This window comes from Pseudolysinimonas kribbensis (genome assembly GCF_030161895.1).
In the GTDB taxonomy this organism is placed as follows: Bacteria; Actinomycetota; Actinomycetes; order Actinomycetales; family Microbacteriaceae; genus Pseudolysinimonas; species Pseudolysinimonas kribbensis.
In genome coordinates this window covers 1147202-1168059 of sequence record NZ_BSVB01000001.1, presented here as the reverse complement: position 1 = coordinate 1168059, position 20858 = coordinate 1147202, and the positions used below count along the sequence as shown (strand labels likewise).

At 70.5% G+C, this 20858-nt stretch carries 17 protein-coding genes and 5 pseudogenes; 11 read left to right on the top strand and 11 right to left on the bottom strand.

The window, feature by feature from the left end; translation table 11 throughout:
* Window positions 1–400: 400 nt before the first annotated feature.
* Window positions 401–1189, top strand: a complete 789-nt coding sequence (locus QQK35_RS06435; RefSeq protein ID WP_284253424.1) for a DeoR/GlpR family DNA-binding transcription regulator — start codon at window positions 401–403, stop codon at window positions 1187–1189.
* Here QQK35_RS06435 and QQK35_RS19685 read toward each other — a convergent pair.
* Together QQK35_RS19685 and QQK35_RS19680 are read right to left on the bottom strand one after the other, a co-directional pair.
* Window positions 1167–2000, bottom strand: a complete 834-nt coding sequence (locus QQK35_RS19685; RefSeq protein WP_348534998.1) for an ABC transporter ATP-binding protein — start codon at window positions 1998–2000, stop codon at window positions 1167–1169. The genes QQK35_RS06435 and QQK35_RS19685 overlap by 23 nt on opposite strands.
* 29 nt (window positions 2001–2029) lie before the next feature.
* Window positions 2030–2950 carry an ABC transporter transmembrane domain-containing protein gene (locus QQK35_RS19680; RefSeq protein WP_348534899.1) on the bottom strand — a complete coding sequence of 307 codons (921 nt, stop codon included), beginning with the start codon at window positions 2948–2950 and terminating at the stop codon, window positions 2030–2032.
* A 390-nt stretch (window positions 2951–3340) separates the two neighbouring features.
* Here QQK35_RS19680 and QQK35_RS06425 point away from each other — a divergent pair, with 390 nt between their 5' ends.
* From QQK35_RS06425 to QQK35_RS19670, 5 genes and pseudogenes are all read left to right on the top strand, one after another.
* Window positions 3341–3937 (top strand): hypothetical protein, encoded by a 597-nt coding sequence (locus tag QQK35_RS06425; protein WP_284253423.1) that lies wholly within the window; start codon window positions 3341–3343, stop codon window positions 3935–3937.
* A 71-nt stretch (window positions 3938–4008) separates the two neighbouring features.
* Window positions 4009–4807 (top strand): annotated as a pseudogene (locus QQK35_RS06420) (SDR family oxidoreductase).
* A 52-nt stretch (window positions 4808–4859) separates the two neighbouring features.
* A pseudogene (locus QQK35_RS06415) lies at window positions 4860–5531 on the top strand (SDR family NAD(P)-dependent oxidoreductase); the annotation flags it as partial.
* Complete coding sequence (locus tag QQK35_RS19675; protein ID WP_348534997.1) at window positions 5498–5755, top strand: SDR family oxidoreductase; 258 nt, start codon at window positions 5498–5500, stop codon at window positions 5753–5755. The pseudogene QQK35_RS06415 and the gene QQK35_RS19675, both read left to right, overlap by 34 nt.
* A 133-nt stretch (window positions 5756–5888) precedes the next feature.
* Window positions 5889–7655 carry a DUF7882 family protein gene (locus tag QQK35_RS19670; RefSeq protein ID WP_348534898.1) on the top strand — a complete coding sequence of 589 codons (1767 nt, stop codon included), beginning with the start codon at window positions 5889–5891 and terminating at the stop codon, window positions 7653–7655.
* Here QQK35_RS19670 and QQK35_RS06400 read toward each other — a convergent pair.
* The 9 genes and pseudogenes from QQK35_RS06400 to QQK35_RS06360 all read right to left on the bottom strand — a co-directional run bounded on the left by QQK35_RS06400 (window position 7635) and on the right by QQK35_RS06360 (window position 16414).
* Window positions 7635–8276 carry a GAF and ANTAR domain-containing protein gene (locus tag QQK35_RS06400; protein WP_284253422.1) on the bottom strand — a complete coding sequence of 214 codons (642 nt, stop codon included), beginning with the start codon at window positions 8274–8276 and terminating at the stop codon, window positions 7635–7637. The genes QQK35_RS19670 and QQK35_RS06400 overlap by 21 nt on opposite strands.
* A gap of 36 nt (window positions 8277–8312) precedes the next feature.
* Entirely contained in the window at window positions 8313–8459 is a 147-nt protein-coding gene (locus QQK35_RS06395) for a hypothetical protein (protein ID WP_284253421.1), read from the bottom strand.
* 200 nt (window positions 8460–8659) lie between these two features.
* The gene (locus tag QQK35_RS06390; protein ID WP_284255625.1) at window positions 8660–9409 is read right to left on the bottom strand and encodes an MFS transporter; all 750 of its coding nucleotides are present in this window, start codon (window positions 9407–9409) and stop codon (window positions 8660–8662) included.
* A 44-nt stretch (window positions 9410–9453) separates the two neighbouring features.
* Window positions 9454–9945: pseudogene (locus tag QQK35_RS06385) on the bottom strand (MFS transporter); the annotation flags it as partial.
* The gene (locus tag QQK35_RS20765) at window positions 9942–10214 is read right to left on the bottom strand and encodes a glycosyl hydrolase-related protein (protein WP_488803439.1); all 273 of its coding nucleotides are present in this window, start codon (window positions 10212–10214) and stop codon (window positions 9942–9944) included. The pseudogene QQK35_RS06385 and the gene QQK35_RS20765, both read right to left, overlap by 4 nt.
* A gap of 126 nt (window positions 10215–10340) precedes the next feature.
* Window positions 10341–12872, bottom strand: a pseudogene (locus QQK35_RS20295) (glycoside hydrolase family 38 N-terminal domain-containing protein); the annotation flags it as partial.
* A 443-nt stretch (window positions 12873–13315) separates the two neighbouring features.
* On the bottom strand, window positions 13316–14149 hold the full coding sequence (locus QQK35_RS06370) for a carbohydrate ABC transporter permease (protein WP_284253418.1): 834 nt from the start codon (window positions 14147–14149) through the stop codon (window positions 13316–13318).
* Entirely contained in the window at window positions 14149–14859 is a 711-nt protein-coding gene (locus QQK35_RS06365; RefSeq protein ID WP_284253417.1) for a carbohydrate ABC transporter permease, read from the bottom strand. The genes QQK35_RS06370 and QQK35_RS06365 overlap by 1 nt, the downstream gene beginning before the upstream one ends.
* Window positions 14860–15085: 226 nt before the next feature.
* Window positions 15086–16414 (bottom strand): ABC transporter substrate-binding protein, encoded by a 1329-nt coding sequence (locus QQK35_RS06360; protein ID WP_284253416.1) that lies wholly within the window; start codon window positions 16412–16414, stop codon window positions 15086–15088.
* Window positions 16415–16648: 234 nt separating this feature from the next.
* On the opposite strand from QQK35_RS06360, the gene QQK35_RS06355 reads away from it, so the two are divergent.
* The 5 genes and pseudogenes from QQK35_RS06355 (at window position 16649) to QQK35_RS06335 (ending at window position 20856) form a co-directional block, all read left to right on the top strand.
* Window positions 16649–17716, top strand: a complete 1068-nt coding sequence (locus tag QQK35_RS06355) for an amidohydrolase family protein (RefSeq protein ID WP_284253415.1) — start codon at window positions 16649–16651, stop codon at window positions 17714–17716.
* 292 nt (window positions 17717–18008) lie between these two features.
* Window positions 18009–19007, top strand: a pseudogene (locus QQK35_RS06350) (ABC transporter substrate-binding protein); the annotation flags it as partial.
* 19 nt (window positions 19008–19026) lie between these two features.
* Complete coding sequence (locus tag QQK35_RS06345) at window positions 19027–19719, top strand: carbohydrate ABC transporter permease (RefSeq protein ID WP_284255780.1); 693 nt, start codon at window positions 19027–19029, stop codon at window positions 19717–19719.
* Complete coding sequence (locus QQK35_RS06340; RefSeq protein WP_284255624.1) at window positions 19665–19976, top strand: carbohydrate ABC transporter permease; 312 nt, start codon at window positions 19665–19667, stop codon at window positions 19974–19976. Before QQK35_RS06345 ends, QQK35_RS06340 begins: the two co-directional genes overlap by 55 nt.
* A complete protein-coding gene (locus tag QQK35_RS06335; RefSeq protein WP_284253414.1) occupies window positions 19969–20856 on the top strand; it encodes a carbohydrate ABC transporter permease in 888 nt (295 codons plus the stop codon). The genes QQK35_RS06340 and QQK35_RS06335 overlap by 8 nt, the downstream gene beginning before the upstream one ends.
* Window positions 20857–20858 lie beyond the last annotated feature (2 nt).

Genomic DNA, 20858 nt, shown 5'->3' with positions numbered 1-20858 from the left:
GGCTCGACGGTTCCGCCGGGCCGCGCGGCATCCCAGCGCAGCAGTGCGCCGATCGATCGCCCGTCCGCGTCGAGCAGGGCGCCCGTCTCGGCCATCGAGGCGATGCCGATCGCCGCGACGGGAGCGCCGCCGAGCGTCTCGACCGCATCGCGCACCAGGCCGCGGACCGCCGTTCGGATCCCGTCGCCGTCGCCGGCGGTCGGTCGCCGCAGCACGCGCAGCTCCCGCACCTCCGAGCCCGCGATCTCGACGACGGCGACCTTGGTGTTGGTCGTCCCGACGTCGACGCCCAGGGCGCGGGTCACGGGGAGCACGTCCTCAATTTTGTTCGTTTCTCCACAAACAGGTCAAGTGTGTTCGATTCTTGACAGTTCGTCGCGCGGCCTGGTGGGATAAGCGCGTGCGGTACACGGACGCCCCCGCCCGCCGCGACGAGCTGTTGCGGCGGTTGCAGAACGACGGTTACCTCTCGATCGCCGAGGTGGCCGACGAGCTCGGTGTCTCGGAGATGACGCTGCGCCGCGACCTCCGCCAGCTCGAGGCCGACGGCCTCGCCCGGCGCGTGCCGGGCGGCGCCGCGGCGCCCGCCGGCCGCGTGCTGCCGTTCGCCGAGCGCGACCGTCGCGGCGGCGCGGTCAAGGGCCGGCTCGCGGCGGCGGTCCTCGCGTACGTCGAGGCGTCGTCGACCGTCGCGCTCGATGCGGGAACGACCATCGCCCCGCTGGCCCGGATGCTGCCGGCCGGAACGACGATCGTGTCGCACTCCGAGCCGGTCGTCGCGGCGACGGCGGCGCGTGACGACGTCGATCTGGTCGCCATCGGCGGCGACTACGACCGCGGCACCCGCAGCTTCACCGGTCCGCTCGCGGTCGCGGCGCTCGAGCGCCTGTCGGTCGACGTCGCGGTGCTGAGCGCCGTGGCGATCGACCGCGACGGCCTGCTCTGCGCGACATCGCGCGACGCCGAGCTGAAGCCGGTGCTGGCGCGCATCGCGCACCGCAGGGTGCTCGTCGCCGAGTCGTCCAAGCTGCGCGCGCGGGCCCACCTGCGCTTCGCCCGCCTCGACCTGCTCGACCAGTTCGTGACCGACGACGACGCGACCGAGGCCGAGCTCGCGCCGCTGCGCGACGCGGGCGTCGACGTGGTGGTCGTCGCGCGCGACGCCGCTACAGCTTCTGCGCCCGGCTGAGCCGCGCATAGATCCCTCCCGCCGCGACGAGCTCCTCGTGCGTGCCGATCTCGGCGACCCGGCCGCGGTCGAGCACGACGATGCGATCGGCGCTGCGCACGGTCGAGAGCCGGTGCGCGACGATGAGGGTCGTGCGGCCGGCCAAGAGCCGATCCAGAGCCTCCTTGACGAGCGACTCCGACTCCGAGTCGAGTGCCGAGGTGGCCTCGTCGAGCAGCAGCACACGCGGGTCGCGCACGAGCGCCCGGGCGATCGCGAAGCGCTGCCGCTGCCCGCCCGAGAGCCGCGCACCGCGCTCGCCGATGCGGGCGTCCCAGCCCTCGGGCAGCGCCTGCACGATCTCGAGCGCGTTGGCATCCCGCAGCGCGGCGAGCACGGCCTCGTCGTCGACATCACCGAGGCCGTAGACGACGTTCTCGCGGATCGTGCCCTCGAACAGCACCGGTTCCTGCGGCACGACCGAGACGAACGCGCGGAAGGTGCGCAGGTCGAGCGTCTGCATGTCGACCCCGTCGAGCAGCATCCGGCCGGCCGTCGGTCGCAGGAATCCCAGCACCGCGTTCAGCAGGGTCGACTTGCCGGAGCCGCTCGGCCCGACGAACGCCACCGTCTCGCCCGGCGCGATGTCGAGGTGGATGTCGTCGAGCGCCGCGCGGCCGTCGGACGGGTAGCGATACCCCAGGTGGTCGAACGTCAGCCGGCCCTGCACCGCCTCGACGGTCGCTTTGCCGCTGTTCTGCTCGACGTCGGGATCCTCGAGCACCTCCGAGATCGACCGCACCGACTCGCGGCCCCGCGCCAGCACCGGCATGAGGTTGAGCAGCGAGACGACCGCCTGGGTCAGCAGGGTGAAGTAGCTGCTGAGCAGCACGACCTGGCCGGGGGTGATGGAGAGGAATCCGGTGAGGGCGGAGGCCGCGGCCGCGAACAGGCAGAACACGGCGAGCAGCTGGAACGAGAGCCACGACACCGCCCCGAAGCGGCCGGCGATCTGGTCGAGGAGAAGCCGGCGGAACGGAGCCCCTCGGCGCTCTCCGCGACCCGGCGGGCCGCGTGCCGCTCGAGTCCGTGCGCGCGGGTGATGGGCATGAGCGTCGCCATCTCGCCGACTCGGGAGGAGAACTGCTCGACCGTGCGCCGGAAGGTCTCATTGCGCTGGTTCGACCGCCGGCGCACGAACCAGACGAGCGCACCGCCGAGTGGCACGGTGACGGCGAACACCAGGATGAAGGCGGGCACCTGCAGGGCCGTCATCGTGATCGCGCCGATGAGCACGAAGGTCGCCGACATGACCGGCGGGAACGACGACTGCAGCATCTGCTCGATCGTCTCGACGTCGCGCACGACCTTGGTCTGGATGACCGAGGCGCTCGCCCGGGAGTGGAATCCGATCGAGAGGTTCTGCAGCCGGTTGACGAGTGCGTTGCGCAGGTCGGCGCCGATCCGGCGGTAGACCCGACTCCACTGGTCGTTGTAGAAGATGCCGACCGGGTAGTTCTGCAGGAGGACGAGCGCGGCGAGCACCGAGAGGCCGGAGAGCCGCAGGAACGCGCCGTGCTGCACGACGGTGTCGATGATCGCCGCCGTGAGCACCGGCAGCACCCAGTTCGGCGAGTCCTTGATGGCGTAGGCGACGACGATGATCGCGAACCGGCGCCGGTGCATCGCGAGCAGCCGCAGCAGCGAACGGAACGGATGACGGCCGTCGACGCGACCGGGCGGGATGATCGGGATCGACATCGTCGTCGTGGGTACCGACACGACGTCCATCCTGCCGCGATTGTGGGAACGATGCCACAATCGCGGGCGTGTCACCCGTCGCCGGGGCGGCGCGCTCCGGGTGGCGCCGGGGCACGGCGGGCGGGCGTCGGGAGCGGATCGGGGCGACGACGACGGCCGCGTTCGACGAGTTCGCGCGCCGTGAGCGCCGTGCTCGCGCCCACCGCGACGGCGAGGGCGACGGCGGACCAGGCGGCGGATGGGCCGGCGGGCCGGACGGGGATCGGCGGCGGGTCATGCGTCCATGGTGCGCCGCCGCGTGTCCCCCGCAAGGGGTAGCGCGCGGCGTCGCGATGCGCAAGCCCCTCGCCGAATCCGCGCCCCTGCCTACCGTGGATACCGGACGACCCGTCGCTGGGAAGGGGACCGTTGATGACCGATGCGTGCTTCGTCGCGACCGGGGTCGCGCTGCTCATGCCCGCGGATTCCGCCCCGGAGCTCGCCGTGCTGCTCGGCGATACCCGAGCGCCGGACGGGGTCGTCGTCGCCCTCCGCGGCCACCGCCTCTCGTTCGTCCGCATGCGCCACGGACCGCTGGCGCACGGGGTGGTCGAGCCGTACCGCCAGCGCGAGGTCTGGGATCAGGGCCTGAGCGGCACGCTCGAGATCACCGAGCACACGCACGGGGTCGCCCGGCTCGGCGACGCCGGGCGACTGTTCGGATCGGGCGACGTCACGGTGCTGATCCCGCGGGACGCCGAGGGCGGGATGCACCGCGAGCTCACCATCCCGTCGGGCCCCATCGGGCGCGCCCGCCGGATGCTCATGCGCCGCGGCGACGGCGACATCGACCCCGTGTACGAGGTCGTCGAGGAGCTGGAGGATCCAGGCTGGGTCTGCCGGATCTGCGGGCGCCTCAGTCCCGACCCCGAGCCGCACACCTCCGCGCACGGCGTGCCGGGCCACCTGCGGGCCGGCGCGCTCCCCGGCGAGCCGCTGGACGAGACCCGCACCTACGCCGTGGGCTGACCGGGCCGCGTGCGGCTCCGCATCGCCTGAACGCGCGGGCTCGGCCCGCACCGGCATGCCTACCGTGCCGCATGGCCGACTTCGCACCGCACCATGCCATCGTCACCGCTTCGGACTCCGGCATCGGCCGGGCGAGCGCGATCGCCCTGGCCGACGCCGGGCTCGATGTCGGCATCACCTGGCACAGCGACCGCGACGGCGCCGAGGGGACGGCCGAGGCGGTGCGCGCCCGCGGCGTCCGTGCGGTCGTGACCCGGCTCGACGTCGCCGACGCTCCCGCCTGCGGCGACGTGATCGACGGTCTGATCGACGAGCTCGGCGGCGTCGACGTCTTCGTGAACAACGCCGGAACCGGTGGCGGCACGCCGTTCTTCGACCTGACCTGGGACGAGTGGCGCACCACGATCGCGACCGACCTCGACGGGGCCTTCGTCGTGCTGCAGCGGGCGGCGCGGCGGATGGTGGATGCCGGTAACGGCGGCCGGCTCATCGCGATCACGAGCGTGCACGAGCACCAGCCCCGCGTCGGCTCCGCTGCCTACGACGCCGCCAAGCACGGGCTCGGCGGCCTCATGAAAACGCTCGCCCTCGAGCTCGGCCGGGAGGATCACCGCGAACGCGGTCGCCCCCGGCGAGATCGCCACCGAGATGAGCCAGTCCGGCGGGCAGGATCCGTACCGCACCGAACGCCCCGGCGTGCCGCTCGGGCGACCGGGGCACGTCGACGAGATCGCGGCCGTCGTCGCCTTCCTCGCCTCGCCGGCGGCGTCGTACGTGACCGGGGCATCCTGGGCGGTCGACGGCGGGATGCTGCAGATGGGCCCGCAGGCCGGCTCGCACCTCACCGCGCACGACTGGCGCGAGCCCTGATCATCGGCTGAACACCAGTGCCGCCTCTCGCCGATCGACCTACCGTCGCGACATGAGCTCCACCGACCTCTACGCCCCGACCAATGTCGCCACGAAGTACCCCGCACCGCCCTTCCCCGCGGCGAAGCAGAGCGGACCGGGCTCGGTCGCCGAGATGGACCCGGCACCCGACCACGGCGAGCAGAGCTACCGCGGAACCGGCAGGCTGACCGGCCGCCGCGCGATCGTCACCGGAGCCGACTCCGGCATCGGGCGGGCCGTCGCGATCGCCTACGGCCGGGAGGGTGCGGACGTCGTGCTGAGCTATCTGCCCGACGAGGAGGAGGACGCGCAGCAGGTCGCCGAGCTCGTGCGGGCCGAGGGTCGCACTGCGCAGTGCCTGCCGGGCGACCTGGCCGACGAGGAGTACTGCCGTCGCCTCGTCGAGGACGGCGCGGCGGCGCTCGGCGGGCTCGACCTGCTGGTGATGGTCGCCGGGCAGATGCCCACCGTCGACGGCATCGAGGACTTCGACACCGCGGTCTGGAGACGGCTCGTCGACACCAACCTGAGTTCACTGTTCTGGCTGACCAAGGCGGCGGTGCCGCATTTCGGTCCCGGCGCGTCGGTCATCGCGACCTCGTCGGAGCAGGCCTTCACGCCCTCGCCGTCGCTCATCGAGTACGCGGTGACCAAGGCCGGCATCGCGAACTGGGTGCGGGGCATGGCGCAGCAGCTCGCCGAGCGCGGCATCCGGGTCAACGGCGTCGCGCCCGGACCGTTCTGGACGCCGCTGCAGCCGGTGTCCGACCCGCCGGAGAAGCTCGAGCACTTCGGCGAGGGGCCCCGTACGGGCGTCCGGGCCAGCCCGTCGAGATCGCCTCGACGTACGTGTATCTTGCCTCGCAGGACGCGAGCTACACGAGCGGGGAGGTCGTCGCCGTCACCGGGGGCACGCCCGTGCACTGACCCGGGCGAGCGCCGCGCGCCGCATAGTCCATCCGCCGCCGGTGAGCAATCCCCCGGACCGATGGGTTCGAAATCGCGCCCTCGCGCCTAAAATCGTGGTCGGCGATTCGATCGGGAGAAGGGCGGCTCCGTCGTGCGCGATGTGGTTCCGGATGCCGTCCCGTGCGGGCTCGTCGAGCTCGACGACCAGGGCGCGATCGTCGGCGCGAACGAGGTCTTCCGCGCGTGGACCGGCACGGTCTCGGTCGCCGGCCGCCTGCTCACCGACTTCATCGACTCGATCGATCCGCAGCGCGGCCTCGCGGCCGGCGACATCGTCTTCCTCAAGAACGACGACGGGATGCGCCGCCCGGTCCTCGTCGAGGGCCCGCTCGGCGCAGGGATCGCCGTCGTGTTCGACGCGACGCACCGGCAGGCGGTCGAGGACGGCCTGCTGCAGACGCACGCCCTCGTCCGCCGCACCCAGAACCGGCTCCAGCTCGTCATCGACGCCTCGATCGCCTTCTCGGCGGCGACAACCGAGGAGGAGCTCGGCCAGCTGCTCGCCGAGACCGCGGCCCGCGCCTACGCGGCCGAGGAATCGATGGTGTTCCTCTCCGACGACGGCCGGCTCCGCCAGGTCGCGGGCACCTATCCGTTCGCCGAGCTGGACGTCGGCGAGCTGCTCTCGATCCCCGCCCTGCGTCGCGGCGAGGTCGTCAAGATCGCGGGCGCCGAGGAGGCCTATGCCGTCGCGGCGCCGCTCGGCCGGGCTTTCGTCTCCGCCGGCGTGCACTCGATCATCGCCTCGCCCATCTGGCACGAGGACGACGTCCTCGGCGTCTTCGTCTGCTTCTTCCTGCACCCCCGTGGTTTCGACGAGCAGGCGTCCCCACTGGCCAGCGCGCTCTCCGGCCAGGCCGGTCAGGTCATCACGAGCCTGCGACTGCAGCGGGCTCTCGAGCACGCCGCGACCCACGACGAGACGACGAGCCTGCCGAACCGGCGCTTCCTCGAGGAGCAGCTGCAGCTGCATGAGCGCGTCGACGGTCTGACCGCGATCTTCTTCGTCGACCTCGACGGCTTCAAGCACGTGAACGACGGTCACGGGCACGCGGTGGGCGACCGGCTGCTGCGCGAGGTCGGCGCGCGACTGCGCTCCATCGTCCGCGGTGACCATGTCGTCGCCCGCTACGGGGGCGACGAGTTCGTGGTGGTCGCCGAGGTGCCCGATCCGGATGCCGCGGCCGAGATCGCCGAGCGCATCCGCATCCGCCTCGCCGAGCGCTACGAGTCGATTCCGGCGCACCTCCCCTCTCGGCGAGCATCGGGGTCGCCCTCGCTGACGCCTCGACCCCGATCGGCACCGACCAGCTCATCCGGCTCGCCGACCAGGCGATGTACGCGGCGAAGGACGCGGGAGGCGACCGGGTGTCGGCCGCGATCGCTCCGACCGTCCGAAGCACCCTCGGCGATTTGGCGAGCGGACCCGCTCTGCAGTAATTCTGGAATCAGACGCGTGGTGCGTCGCCGACCGGATCCTGGACCCCGACCCGGTCGCTGTCCGGTGTGGTCCGTGGAGGCGCCCGCGATGGGCAGATTCACCTACGACGCGACGCTCTCCGTCGACTTCGACGACCGGGTCCTCGCGCACCTGCAGGCGGTCATCGGCGCCAAGCTGCGGCGGGGCGAGTCGTTCATGTTCACCTGGACCGACGACGTGGCCCTGGGCAGCGGTCACACGGCCGTGTGGCTGAATCCGACGTCGTCGATCTCGTTCAAGTACTTCGGCAACCGGTCACCGGCGCTCAACCGGCGCTGGATCGAGCAGCTCATGATGTCAGCGAACTCGACGACCGGCCTGCAGGTGGTCCCCGAGCCGAACGGCGATGCCAAGGGATCAGAGCTCGAGACGCCGTGACACGATCTGCTCGGCGACCTCGCCGAGCGGTTGCCGGCTCTGCCGCGCGTGCGCGCGGATGACGTCGAACGCCTCGGCGGGCGACATGTCGCGCCGGACCGCGACGAAACCCTTGGCCTGCTCGATCAGCACCCGGCTGTCGAGGGCGTGCTGCAGCTGCTCACTGCGCTCGTGGGCGCGGTCGACCTCGCGCGACTGCAGGATGCCGATGGTCGCCAGATCGGCGAGGGCCTGTGCCGCTGAGGTGTCGGCATCCGTCCACGCGCCCGCGGTGCTGCGGAAGAGGTTCATCGATCCGACCGTCGCCTCCCGCAGCCGCAACGGCACGGAGTGCACGGCGAGCACGCCCTGCGCGAGCGCGGCATCGCGGAACACCGGCCACTCCGCCTCGTCGCGGATGTCGTCCACGCTCACGACGTCACCGCGCCGGTAGCTGTCGACGCACGGCCCCTCGCCCACTCCGGCCTGGAGCAGCTCGAGCACCGTCGCGGTGTCGTCGCTCGTGGCCGCGATCTCGAGCCGGTCGCCGGCATCCGCGAGCAGGACGCCGGTGGTGGTCGACGGGATGAGCTCCCCAGCCACCGTGACGACCGCCCGAAGGAGGTCGGCGCCGGCGATCACGCCAGCAAGATTATCCCCGAGTGGCGCTCAGCTGGTTCACAGCGGGGATCGGGTCTCCTCATCGCCCTCCGGCCAGAGGCCGGACGGATTCACCTCGCCGGTCTGCTCCGTCTCCTCGACGGCCTCCCTCTCCTGCATGTCGTCGGGCTCGTCGCCCGTGTCGTCGTCTCTCGGGTCGGACATGCCGGTTCTCCCTTCTCCTCAGCGCAGGGCGTGCGAGCGCGATGTCCCCGGATGCACGCCGCGCGCCCCACCATGAGGCCAGCCTGCGCCGCATCCCGTGCCGCGCACCCGGCCCCGCACGCGACGTTCAGGCTCGCGTCAGGACGGCCGCGTCGATCCGAGCCGGTAGAAGAGGAACGGGATCGCCGACAGCACGCAGCTCACGGCCGGCACGAGGGTGATGCCCGCGTAGACGATGCTCTGCATCGTCGCGGTGACGTGCACCCCTTCTCGTAGCCCGCGAGCACGATGAACAGCCCGAAGACGAGCACCGAGAGCGCGTTCATGATCTTGGCCGAGAAGGTCAGCGTCGCGAACGAGATGCCGTCGTTGCGCATGCCCGTGCGACGCTCGGCGTCGTCGACGGCATCCGCGATCATCGTGGTCTGCACGACGCCGAACACCCCGAGGGTGAGACCGGTCAGGAAGATGAAGACGATCAGCACCGGGATGCTGCGGTAGCCGACGAACCACATCGCGATGTAGAGGGCCGTGCCCACGAGCGAGCTGCCGACCACGAGCGTGCGCGGCTTCATCAGCCGCAGCAGGAAGGGCGTCGCGAAGGACGCGATGACCAGGCCCGCGATGATCGCGGCTCCGACGATCGTGAACAGGCCCTCGCTGTTGTAGGCGATCACGACGAACAGCGCGCCGCCGGCCTGCACGATGTAACGGCCGAACCCGAGCACCGAGCCGAGCAGCACCATGAGCAGCGGCCGGTTGCGGAACAGCGCACGGAACAGGCCGGTGAACGTGAGGCGCGTCTGGGCGGTCGTCCGGCGTTCGCGGCCGAAGACGCCGGCGAGCACGTAGAGGACCATGCCGACGATCGAGGTCGAGAAGACCGCGATCGACCATCCGGCGCCGGTGGTCTTCGGGCCGAAGGAGAGCGCATGGGCGAGCCACGGCATCCCGAGCGTGGCGAGGCCGAGGAGATGGAGCCGAACACGCGCACGTTGGCGATCACCCGGGTGCGCTGCGCCGGCTCCTCGAACGCCGAGCCGATGAGGCCCCACAGCGGCACGTCGCACACCGTGTAGAGCACACCCCAGACGAGGTAGACGATCGCGAAGTACAGGAGCTGCCCGGCCTCGGGGAGGTCCGGAACCGAGAACAGCAGGCCCGACAGCACGGCGACCGGCAGGGCCGAGAACAGGATGTACGGTCGCAGCTTGCCCAGCCGCGTGCGCGTCATGTCGATGATGCTGCCCATGACGGGATCGCTCACCGCGTCGAGGATCTTGGCCGCGGTGATGATGGTCGTGACCACCGCGAGACCGGCGGTCGAGATGCCCGCGTACTGGCTGAGATAGAGCAGCACGAACGTCGTCACCGTGGTGAGGATGACGTTCTGCCCGAAGCCCGCGATCACGATCGCCACGTGCTGCGTGCGCGTCGACGGGCCGGCGGGACGGTCGGTGGGCACGGCGGCGGTCTCAGCGCTCATGAACACTCCAGGTGGATGGTCACGATCTCGAACGGGCCCAGTTCGAGGTGTCGCAGGTCGGCGGGGCCGAGCGGGCGTTCGAGCAGGTCGGTGAACGTCGCGCGGGAGTGCGGGATGCCGACCGAGAGCGCCGTGGTTCTCGCCTGCCCGAGTCCCTCGTACAGCCGCACGACGACGCCCTCGCCCGACTCGGCGGGCTTGACCGTCTCGACGACGACGCCGGGATCGGAGCTCGCGACCGCGCTGTCGAACGCGACGCCCTCGGCGATCCGCAGCGGGTTGTTCAGGCGATAGCCGTCGGCGATGACACCGGTGAGGCCGGTGTCGCCGGGCGCGAATGCACGGAAGGCGTACGTGAACCGGTGCTCGCCGCGATCGGCGGTGGGATCGGGGAAGGTGGGGGCGCGCAGCAGGTTCAGGCTCAGCAGCCCGGCCTTGGCGCGGTGACCATAGGTGCCGTCGTTGAGCACCGCGAACCCGGCCTCGGCATCCTGCACCGCGAGCCACTTGTGCGCGCAGATCTCGAACTGCGCGCGCTCGACCTCGTCGCGTTCGGTCGTCGGGCGCAGCAGATGCCCGAACTGGATCTCGCAGCGCGCCTGGTCGCCGTAGTGCGCCGGCCGGAACTCGGCCCGCAGCATCCGGTGGCTCTCGCGCCAGTCGACGCGGGTCTCGACCCGCACGAGGTCGTCGCCCGCCTCGAGCACGATGCGCTGCTCGACCTCGCCGCGGCCCCAGCGGAACACCTGGCGGCGCCACACGGTCGGTCCGTCGACGCCCGACTCGATGGTGCGCGGCACGAGCACGTCGGGCGTGCGGCGCAGGTAGCCGGGGCCGATGTCCCACGCGTCCCAGGGGAACTGGTACGGGTCGCGGTGCAGCACCAGCCGGTTGAGGCCCCGTCCTGCGTGCTCGCCGCCGTCGGCGTCGATCATCGACGTCACGTCCCCGGAGCTCCCGAACCGGAGGGTCACCCGTCCGTTGGAGATCGTGTCGGCCGTGGTGCGGAGCTCCGGAGAAGCGGAAGGCGCGGGCAGCAGCGGTGCGGCCGCGTACGGCGCGACCTCGGCGCGCATCCAGACGCCGTCCTGGCGCACGTGCTCGACCCGCGGGAACGACGTGAGGTTGACGGCGGTCGGGACGGCGTCCGAGCCGACGTCCGAGCCGGGCAGCCGCTCGACGAGTCGCTCCGCGATCCCGTCGAGCTCGCCCTCGATCCGCGCGTAGGTCTCCCGCGCCTCGCGATTGACCCGCTCGATCGCCGACCCCGGCAGGATGTCGTGGAACTGGTGCAGGAGCACGTCGCGCCAGTGCGGTTCGAGCTCCTCGCGCGTCGGCTCGCCCACGATCGCGGCGAGCGCCTCCACCTCGTGCAGCATGCGCTCCACGCGCCGGTTGTGCTGCTTCGTGCGGCGCTGGGTCGTATAGGTGCCCTGATGCGCCTCGAGGTAGAGCTCGCCCTGGTGGGAGGGGACGACGTCCTTCTCCTCCAGGGCGCGGAAGAAGTCGCCCGCACTCGAGTACGCGACCTTCGGCAGCCCGCGCAGGCTGTGCTCGCGGCCGGTCACCTCGAGATGCACCTCGCCGGGCCCGCCGCCGCCGTCGCCGGAGCCGAAGACGAGCAGAGCCGTGTCGAGCGCGCGCTCCGGGTAGCGCCGCAGCCCCCTCAGCAGTCCGTCGGCCGCCCCACGGGAGTTGTAGTCGCCCTCCGGCGGCATGTGCACGAGCACGCCGGTGCCGTCGATGCCCCTCCACTGGAAGGTGCGATGGGGGAAGTCGTTGACCCGGTTCCAGGCGAGCTTGATGGTCTGGAACCAGTCCATGCCGCTCTTCTTCAGGATCTGCGGCAGCGCCCCGAATACCCGAACGTGTCGGGCAGCCAGCACAGGCGCAGGTCGTCGTCGCCGAGCCCGAACTCCTCCTGCAGGAAGCGCCGGCCGACGATCGCCTGCCGCACGAGCGACTCGCCCCCGGGCAGGTTCGTGTCGGTCTCGACCCAGAACGAGCCCTGCAGCTCGATCCGCCGCTCGGCGACCGCGCGCTGCAGTCGCGCGTAGATCGCGGGCTGCTCGGCCTTCATCCAGGCCAGCTGCTGCGGCTGGCTCGTGCCGTAGACGTACCCCGGATGCTCGGCGACGTTGTTCAGCTGCCGCGCGTACGTGCGCGCGGCCTTGCGCTTCGTCTCGCGGATCGGCCACAGCCACGCCTGGTCGAGGTGGCCGTGCCCGATGGCCGAGTAGGTGAAGTCCGACTCGGAGGCCTGCGCGAGCGGCCCGGCCAGCTCGCCGCGCGCCGCCGCGGCGTCACCGGTGCGCAATCGCGACCACGCCGCGTCGAGGGCCGCGCGCAGCGATCGGGCCAGCACGGCATCCGGCGTCGACTCGGCCAGCACGAGCAGCGTCAGATAGTCGTAGTACAGGCCGAACGCCGTGTCGTCGCGCACGGCGATCCGGGCCCCGTCGTAGACGCCGCGGCCATAGGGGTAGAGCAGCCACCCGTTGTAGGCGATGTCCGCGTACAGCTCGATGGGCCCGCTCGTGGGGGCGCCGCGCACCGGCCGGAACCGGCCGCCGCCGTGGGGCAGGTCGCCCTGCTGCCAGACCGTCGAGACGCCGTCGAGCACCTCGCCGCCGGCGTCGAGCACGAGACCCTCGCCCCGGATGCCGAGCAGCAGCACCGCGCCGGGCGGTGCGTCGGCGGGCGCCTCGCCCTTGATCCGCAGCCACGCGCACTCCAGCGTGCGGCCGAAGCCCTGCCCCGGACGGATCGGCCGGAATGCGTCGCGGTCGAGATCGGCGAACGGGATCGGCTCGGCCGAGCGCACGACCTCGGCCTTCAGCTCGACGACCGGGCGGTAGATCGTGCGGGCGATGCTCTCGAGCCGGGGGATGCGGCGCGGGCGCTCCCGCAGGCGGCCGGCGGCCCAGATCGCGAACTCGCGCATCGACCCGCCCTTCCGCGATCCGTCCACGTCGGCGTGGCCCGCCCGGAGGCCAGCCTACGGGGCGCCCCGCCCGCGCGTGCGAGCATCCCGCGCCGCGCCCGCGCGCCCAACGCGCGCCCGCTGGACGTGCGTCCCTTCGCCGCTGGACGTGCGCCCCTTCGCCGCTGGACGTGCGCCCCTTCGCCGCCGTGCCCTACCGCGTCCAGCCGCGTCCGTCCGCGTCCTTCCGCCGCCGTCCCCGCGTCAAAAGTGCAGGAGACGGACGACGTGTCGTCCCGGTACGGGACCGGATCGCCGCGATGCTCCTGCACTTTTGACGCTCGCGGCCTCGCGGCCTCGCGGCCTCGCGCGCTCGCGGCGTCGCGGCCCCGGGTGGGAGACGGGGTCGGGCCGGGAGACGGGGGTCGGGAACGGGTGACCGCGGGGCTACTTCACGCTGCCGGCGAGCAGACCGCTCACGATGTAGCGGTTCAGCAGCAGGGCGATGACCGCCGGGATCGCGATGGCCAGCACGCCCGCCGCGCTCATGAGCGAGAACGGCACCGTATGCCGGCCCTGCAGCGCCGCGATCGCGACGGTGAGCGGCTCGGTCGACAGGTCGCTGGAGAGCACGAGCGGGAACAGGAACTGCCCCCACGCGAACAGGAACGTGATGATCGCGGTGGAGACGATGCCGGGCCGGGCGAGCGGCACGACCACATGCCAGAGCACCTTGAGCCGGCTCGCCCCGTCGACGGTGGCCGCCTCCTCGATGGACCGAGGCAGGCTCGACATGTAGTTGTAGAGGATCCACGTCGCCAGCGGCAGGAATCCGGATACGTACACCAGCACGATGCCCGTGTAGGTGTTGACGAGACCGAGCCAGCTCATGATCTTGTAGATCGGGATGAGCGTCGTATACGCCGGGAACGCCATGGTCGCCAGCACGGCGTAGAACAGCACCTGCCGTCCGCGGAACCGCATACGGGCGAACGCGTAGGCGGCGAGCGTCGACAGCAGCACGGTCACGATCGTGGCGGCGAGGCACTCGATGACGATGTTCATGATCGAGGCGCGCATGGCCTGCGCCGTGTCGGTGTCGGCCGTGAGCAGGGCGGCGTAGTTCTGCAGGGTCGGTGTCGGCGGCAGGTAGTTGGCCGGGCGCGACGTGACCTGCGCGTCGGTCTGCAGGCTCGTGTTGATAGTCCAGTAGATCGGGATGAGCGTCCACAGCAGGATGAACGCGACGCCGATCCAGCGTCCCCAGTGCGTGCGGCGCATCAGAACTCCACCGGTCGATAGACGAGCTTGAGCACGATGAACGAGATGACGAGCGTCGCGATCGTGATGAGCAGCGAGAGCGCGTAGCCCTCGCCGAAGTCGAGGTTCTGGAAGGTCACGAAGTAGGTCTGCATCGTGACCGACGATCCGGTCGCGGCCGCCCCGTTCAGCACGTAGGGCTGGTCGAAGACGTTGAGCGTGGCGATGACCGCCTGCACCATCGCCACGGTGATCCCCGGCCGCACCAGCGGCAGCGTCAGGCGCGTGAAGGAGCCCCAGGGGCCCGCCCCGTCGATGGAGGCCGACTCGTAGATCTCGGCCGGGATGTTCTGCAGCCCGGCGAGGATCAGCAGCGTGGAGAGCGGCGTGATCTGCCAGACCTGCACGATCTCGGTGAGGAACACCGTGAGGAGCTGGTTGTGGCCGAGGAACACCTGGTAGTGGTCGATGAGGTGCGCCGACGTCAGCACGCTGTTGAGCAGACCGGTGTTGCCGTCCCAGATGCTCACCCAGATGATGCCCTCGACGACGCCGGGAAGCGCCCAGGGCAGGACCAGGATCGCCACGACGGCCGAGCGCCCGCGGAACGGGCGCTGCAGCGCGACGGCGAACGCGATCCCGAGCACGGTCGAGAGCGCGACGCCGATCAGCACGTAGAGCAGGGTGTTGCCGATGCTGGAGGTGATCGCATCGTCGCCGAACAGCCGCACGAAGTTGCCGAGGCCGATGAATCGGGTCGGCGGGTCGAGCTCGTCGACCCGGAAGAACGCCGCCCCGATCGTGAACGCCGCCGGGATCAGCGCCAGGGCGACGATGAACAGCGCGAGCGGCGAGACGAGGAAGTACGGCAGGAGGTCGGGCCGCCGCTTCCGGCGAAGCGCCGCGGGGCGGCCGTCCCCGGGCGAAGGGAACGGCCGTCCGCGTGGAGCCCGATGCTCACGAACCGGAGGCCAGCTGGTTCGCGGTGTCGGCGATCTTCTTGATCGCCTGGTCGACGGTCATGGTGCCCGCCGCGGCGGCGTGCAGGTTGGTGTACACCGCGCGCGAGAACTCGGGGTACCACGACGGAGCTCCGTCGGGGAACACCGGCTTCGAGTCCTTCAGGAGCGTCGCGAGCACGTCGCCGCCGTCGAGCGAGCCCTTCTTGTTGAGCACGTCGACCGCACTGAGCCGCGACGGGAGCGCGTAGCTGGGCAGCACCTTGCTCGGGCCGTCGGCTCCGGCGAAGCCCGCCTGCGCATCCGTCGAGGTGAACCACTTGATGAACGTGGCGGCGGCCTTCGGGTACTTGGCGGTCATCGGGATGCCGATGCCGTCCGCGTTCGTCAGGTTGGGGCCGACGCCGTCGACGCCCGGCGTCGGGATGTACTCGACCTGGCCCGTGACCGTCGACGACGACGGCACGTTGTAGAGCGAGCCGACGTTGCCGGAGTAGTCCGAGAAGATCGATGCGGCGGCGCCCTTGGCCATGAGCGTCTGCATGCCCTGGCTGTCGCTCACGTTGATGTTGGCGGGGGCGACCAGGCCGTCCTTGAGCGCCCCGATCATCCACTCGGCGGCCTTGTAGCCCGGCGAGCTCTTCGAGGTGAATTGCGGCTTGCCCGCCCCGTCGAGGACCTTGCCGCCGAACGCGCCGGTGGTCTCGTACCAGTAGGTCGACAGTCCCTCGGACGCCGCGAAGGGGATGTTCAGCGGGTACTGCACGCCGCCCGCCTGCACCTTCTTGAGGTCGGCCGTGTACTCGTCGATCGTCGTCGGCATGGTCGTGATGCCGGCGTCGGCGAACATCTTCTTGTTGACGGTGGTGACCATGTAGGACGCGTCGAAGGGGATGCCGACCGTCTGCCCGTCGTCGGTGAACGATGCGAGCTGGGGCATGTCGCCCTTGAGCTTCGACACGTTCAGGTAGTCCTGCATCGGGTGGAACCACTTGAGCTTCGCCAGCTGGCCCACGCGCGACCAGTCGACGTCGGTCGCGTCGGCGAAGTAGGTCTTCGCCGTGGCGGCCGCGGCGATCTTCGTCTGCAGGCTGTCCCAGTCGACGTTGGACCACTTGACCGTGATGCCGGTGTCCTTGGTGAACTGGTCGAGCGTGGCCTTCGGCGGCGGATCGACGGCCAGCACGACGCTGATCGTCACTCCCGTGGTCTTGTCCGCATCGCCGCCGCCCGACGCGGTCGACGAGCATCCGGTGAGTGCCGCTCCCGCGGCCACCAGCGCTGTGACGCCTGCACCGATCCGCAGGGCTCTCGTCCTCGAGTTCATGTGTGATCGCCTCTCCTGTGAGGTGGGATTCCTCATTGTCACGACAGGTTGGGCGAATGCGCACTCCTGGCGCTCAAACGCTCAATCGATCTGCACGGATCGCAACATGACGGAAACATGAGCGGCGGAAACCGCCAACCGCGCAAAGCGTCTGCGCATTTGCTTGTCTCCGTCCGAATGGGTGATCTACCGTCCGACACCAACGGCGGGGGTCGCCGGCGAGGGGAGCGGATCGTGGACGTCGAGGGGCTGGGCGAGCTGCGCCTGCGGGATTTCCGACCGCGGCCGACGGTGCGACTCGCCGAGCACGAGGTGCCCCGCTCGAGCACCCCGGCGGTCGACGCGCACAACCATCTCGGCCGCTGGCACGACGGCCGGTGGCGGGTCGCGGACGTGCCGGCGCTCGTCGATCTGATGGATGCCGCCAACGTCGCGACGATCGTGAACCTCGACGGGTGCTGGGTCGACGAGCTCGAGGCCAACCTCGACCGCTACGACCGCGCGTTCCCCGGCCGGTTCGTGAGCTACGCGCGGGTCGACTGGCGTGAGACGACGACGCCGGGCTGGCCGGATCGCATCGCCGCATCGCTCGCCGACTCCGCCGCCCGTGGTGCCACGGGCGTCAAGCTCTGGAAGGACATCGGGCTGAGATTGCGCGACGAGCGCGGCGAGCTGTTCTTCCTCGACGATCCGCGGCTCGAGCCGATGTGGGCGGCGATCGCCGAGGCCGGCCTGCCGGTGACCGTGCACACGGCCGACCCGGCGGCGTTCTTCGAGCCGCTCGACGAGCGCAACGAGCGCCTCGAGGAGCTGCTGCGGCATCCGGACTGGCGGTTCATGGGCCCCGGGTTCCCGCCGCTGGCGCGCCTGCTCGATGCCCTGGAGGGCGCCGTGGCCGCGAACCCCGGCGTCACGATCGTCGGCGCGCACGTCGGCTGCATCGCCGAGGACCTCGACTGGGTCGACCGGATGCTGACCGCCTATCCGAACTTCGCCGTCGACACCGCCGCGCGCATCGCCGAGCTCGGACGTCAGCCGCGTCGGACCAGGAGGCTCATCGAGGATCACCCCGGTCGCGTGGTCCTCGGCACCGACGTCTCCCCGCCGACGGCCGAGGACTACGCGATCTACTTCCGCTTCCTCGAGACCGCCGACGAGTACTTCCCGTACGACGCCGAGGATCCGCCGGGCAACGGCAGGTGGCGCATCTCGGCTCTCGACCTGTCGCCGGAGCTCGCAGCCGGCGTCGCCGGCGACAACGCCCGCGCCCTCATCCCCGCCCTGCACCACCGCGACACCTAGGAGACACGCATGCGCATCCAGAAACCGTCCCGCCGCTCGGTGCGGCTGCTCTCGGCGGCCGCCGCCGCCGTCGCGGCGGGCCTCGTGCTCGCCGGCTGCTCCGGTGGCGGCTCGGGCTCCGGACCCGTCACGATCAGCTACGCCGTCTGGGACGACACCCAGGCCAAGGTCATGCGCACGCTGGCCGACGAGTTCCACCAGCAGAATCCCGACATCACGGTCAAGGTGCAGCTGACCCCGTGGGAGCAGTACTGGACCAAGCTCAAGACCGCCGCGACGGGGAGCGGCGCCCGACGTCTTCTGGATGAACGAGTCCAACTTCGCGACCTACGCCAACGGCGGCGTCATCGCGGACCTGTCGGACAAGCTCAAGGGCTCGAGCCTCACGATGAGCGACTACATCGACATCCAGACGAAGGCGTACACCTGGAAGGGCGACGTCTACGGCATCCCGAAGGACATCGACGCCATCGGGCTCTGGTACAACAAGACCCTCTTCCAGCAGGCCGGCGTCGCAGCACCCACCGCCGACTGGACCTGGGATGACATGGTGGCCGCCGCGCAGAAGCTGACCGATCCGGCGAAGGGGGTCTACGGCATCGCTGCACAGCCGGCAGCGCAGCAGAGCTACTACTCCACGATCCCGCAGACCGGCGGCACGGTGATCTCGGCCGACAAGAAGAAGTCGGGCTACGACACCCCCGAGGCGATCAAGGGCGTGCAGGTCTGGGTCGACCTGATCAACAAGTACCACGTGTCGCCCACGCTCCAGCAGATGACCGACACCGATCCCGACTCGATGTTCACCTCCGGCAAGGTCGCGATGATCTACGAGGGCTCCTGGGCGGCGGCGGAGTTCGCCGACGTGCCGTACGCCAAGGCGAACGCCGACGTCGCGCCGATGCCGAAGCTCGACAAGCCGGGCGGCGTCAGCAACGGCCTCGCGAACGTCATGGCGGCGAAGACGGCGCATCCCGACCAGGCGTTCAAGTTCCTCGAGTTCCTCGGGAGCAAGAAGGCCGAGACCGCGCAGGCGGCCGCCGGGATCGTGATCCCCGCGTACAAGGGCGCGGCCGGCGGTTGGGTCGACTCGTTCCCGAACTACCACCTGCAGGTGTTCGTCGACGCGCTGAAGAACTCGTCGCAGTACCCGTCGTCGCTGAACTCGGCGATCTGGCAGGACGCGGCGACGGCGGAGTTCAACAAGGCCTGGACCGGCGACGAGACCGTCGCCGCGGCGGCCAAGAAGGTCGCGGCGCAGATGGACAAGGCGCTGGCGGCGGAGAAGTGATGCGACGCGTCGCACACCGATGACCGCTCAGCTCGCGACCCCGACGGGGCGGGGAACACCATCCCCGCCCCGTCGGGGCGCCCATCGCTCGCCCCTGCACCGCGGCGACGCGCTCTGGGGCTATCTGCTCATAGCGCCGACGGCGATCGGCCTCGGCGTCTTCTCGCTCTGGCCGGCGATCCAGACGTTCTTCTTCTCGTTCACGACGTGGGGCACGTTCGGCGGACACGACTGGAGCGGGCTCGAGAACTACACCCAGGTGGTGCAGGATCCCGAGTTGCTGCGGTCGCTGCTCAACACGCTGATCTTCACGGTCATGACCCTCATCGGCATCCCGATCTCGATGGTCGTGGCGGCCCTGCTCAGCAGCAGCGGCCTTCGCGGGGTGAGCGTCTACCGCACCCTCTACTTCCTGCCCGTCGTGACGCTCCCGGCCGCGGTCGCCCTCGTGTGGAAGCTGCTGTACAACGGCGACTTCGGGCTGGTGAACTGGGGGCTCGGGCTGGTCGGCATCGACGGCGGGCACTGGCTCTCCGACTCGTCGACGGCGATCTACGCGGTCGGCGTCGTGTCGATCTGGAGCTCCATCGGGTACAACATGGTGCTGTTCCTGGCGGGCATGCAGTCGATCCCGGGGAGTACTACGAGGCGGCGGCCATCGACGGGGCCGGGCGCATCCGGCAGTTCCTGCGCATCACCGTGCCGTTGCTGACCCCGACCACGTTCTTCGTGACGGTCATCACGATCATCAACTCGCTGCAGGCGTTCGACCTCATCTACCTGATGGTCGGCAAGGACAGCCCGGCGATCCCGGCATCGGAGACCGTGGTCTATCTCTTCTACTCGAAGGGGATCCTGCAGGGCCAGGGCGGCTACGCGTCCGCGATCGCGTTCGTGCTGCTCGCGCTGATCCTCGTGATCACGCTCTTCCAGTTCCGGATGCAGCGGAGGTGGGTCCACTATGTCTGAAGCCGTCGTCCCGCGGACGGGCGCCCTCGCGGCGTCCGGCGAGAGGGTCGCGAAGAAGCGGCGCCGCAGGCCGTCGCACCTGGTCGTGCACGTCATCCTGATCGCCGGCGCGCTCCTCATGGTCGTGCCCTTCTTCTGGGAGATCTCGACCTCGCTGAAGACCTACGCCGAGTCGTCGTCGGTCCCACCGACCGCCCTGCCGGCGACACCGATCTGGAGCAACTTCAGCGACGTGTTCGGCACCCTGCCGTTCGCCGCGCAGTTCACGAACACGGTGGTCATGACGGTGCTGCGCACGGTGTCCCAGGTGCTGTTCTGCGCGGCCGCCGGGTACGCCTTCGCGCGACTGCAGTTCCCGGGGCGCAACGTCATCTTCGTGCTGTTCCTGTCGGTGCTCATGATCCCGTCGCAGCTCTTCCTGCTGTCGCAGTTCGAGATCATGCAGCACCTCGGGCTGCTCAACACGGTGATCGCGCTCGCGCTGCCCGGCATGTTCAGCGCGTTCGGCACGTTCCTGATGCGGCAGTTCTTCCTCACCCTGCCGGAAGAGCTGGATGACGCGGCGCGGCTCGACGGCTGCAACCCGTTCCAGGTGTGGTGGCGCGTCATGCTGCCGCTGGCCAAGAACGGCATGCTGGCGCTCGGTATCCTGACCGCGATCTGGTCGTGGAACGACCTCCTCTGGCCGCTCGTGGTCAACAACGATCCGGAGCAGATGACGCTCTCGGCGGGGCTCGCGACGCTGCAGGGGCAGTTCCTGACCGACTACCCGGTGCTCATGGCGGGGTCGTTCCTCGCGAGCATCCCGATGATCGTGCTGTTCGTCGTGTTCCAGCGGAACATGCTCGAGGGCATCGCCTCGGGGGCCGTCAAGGGCTGACG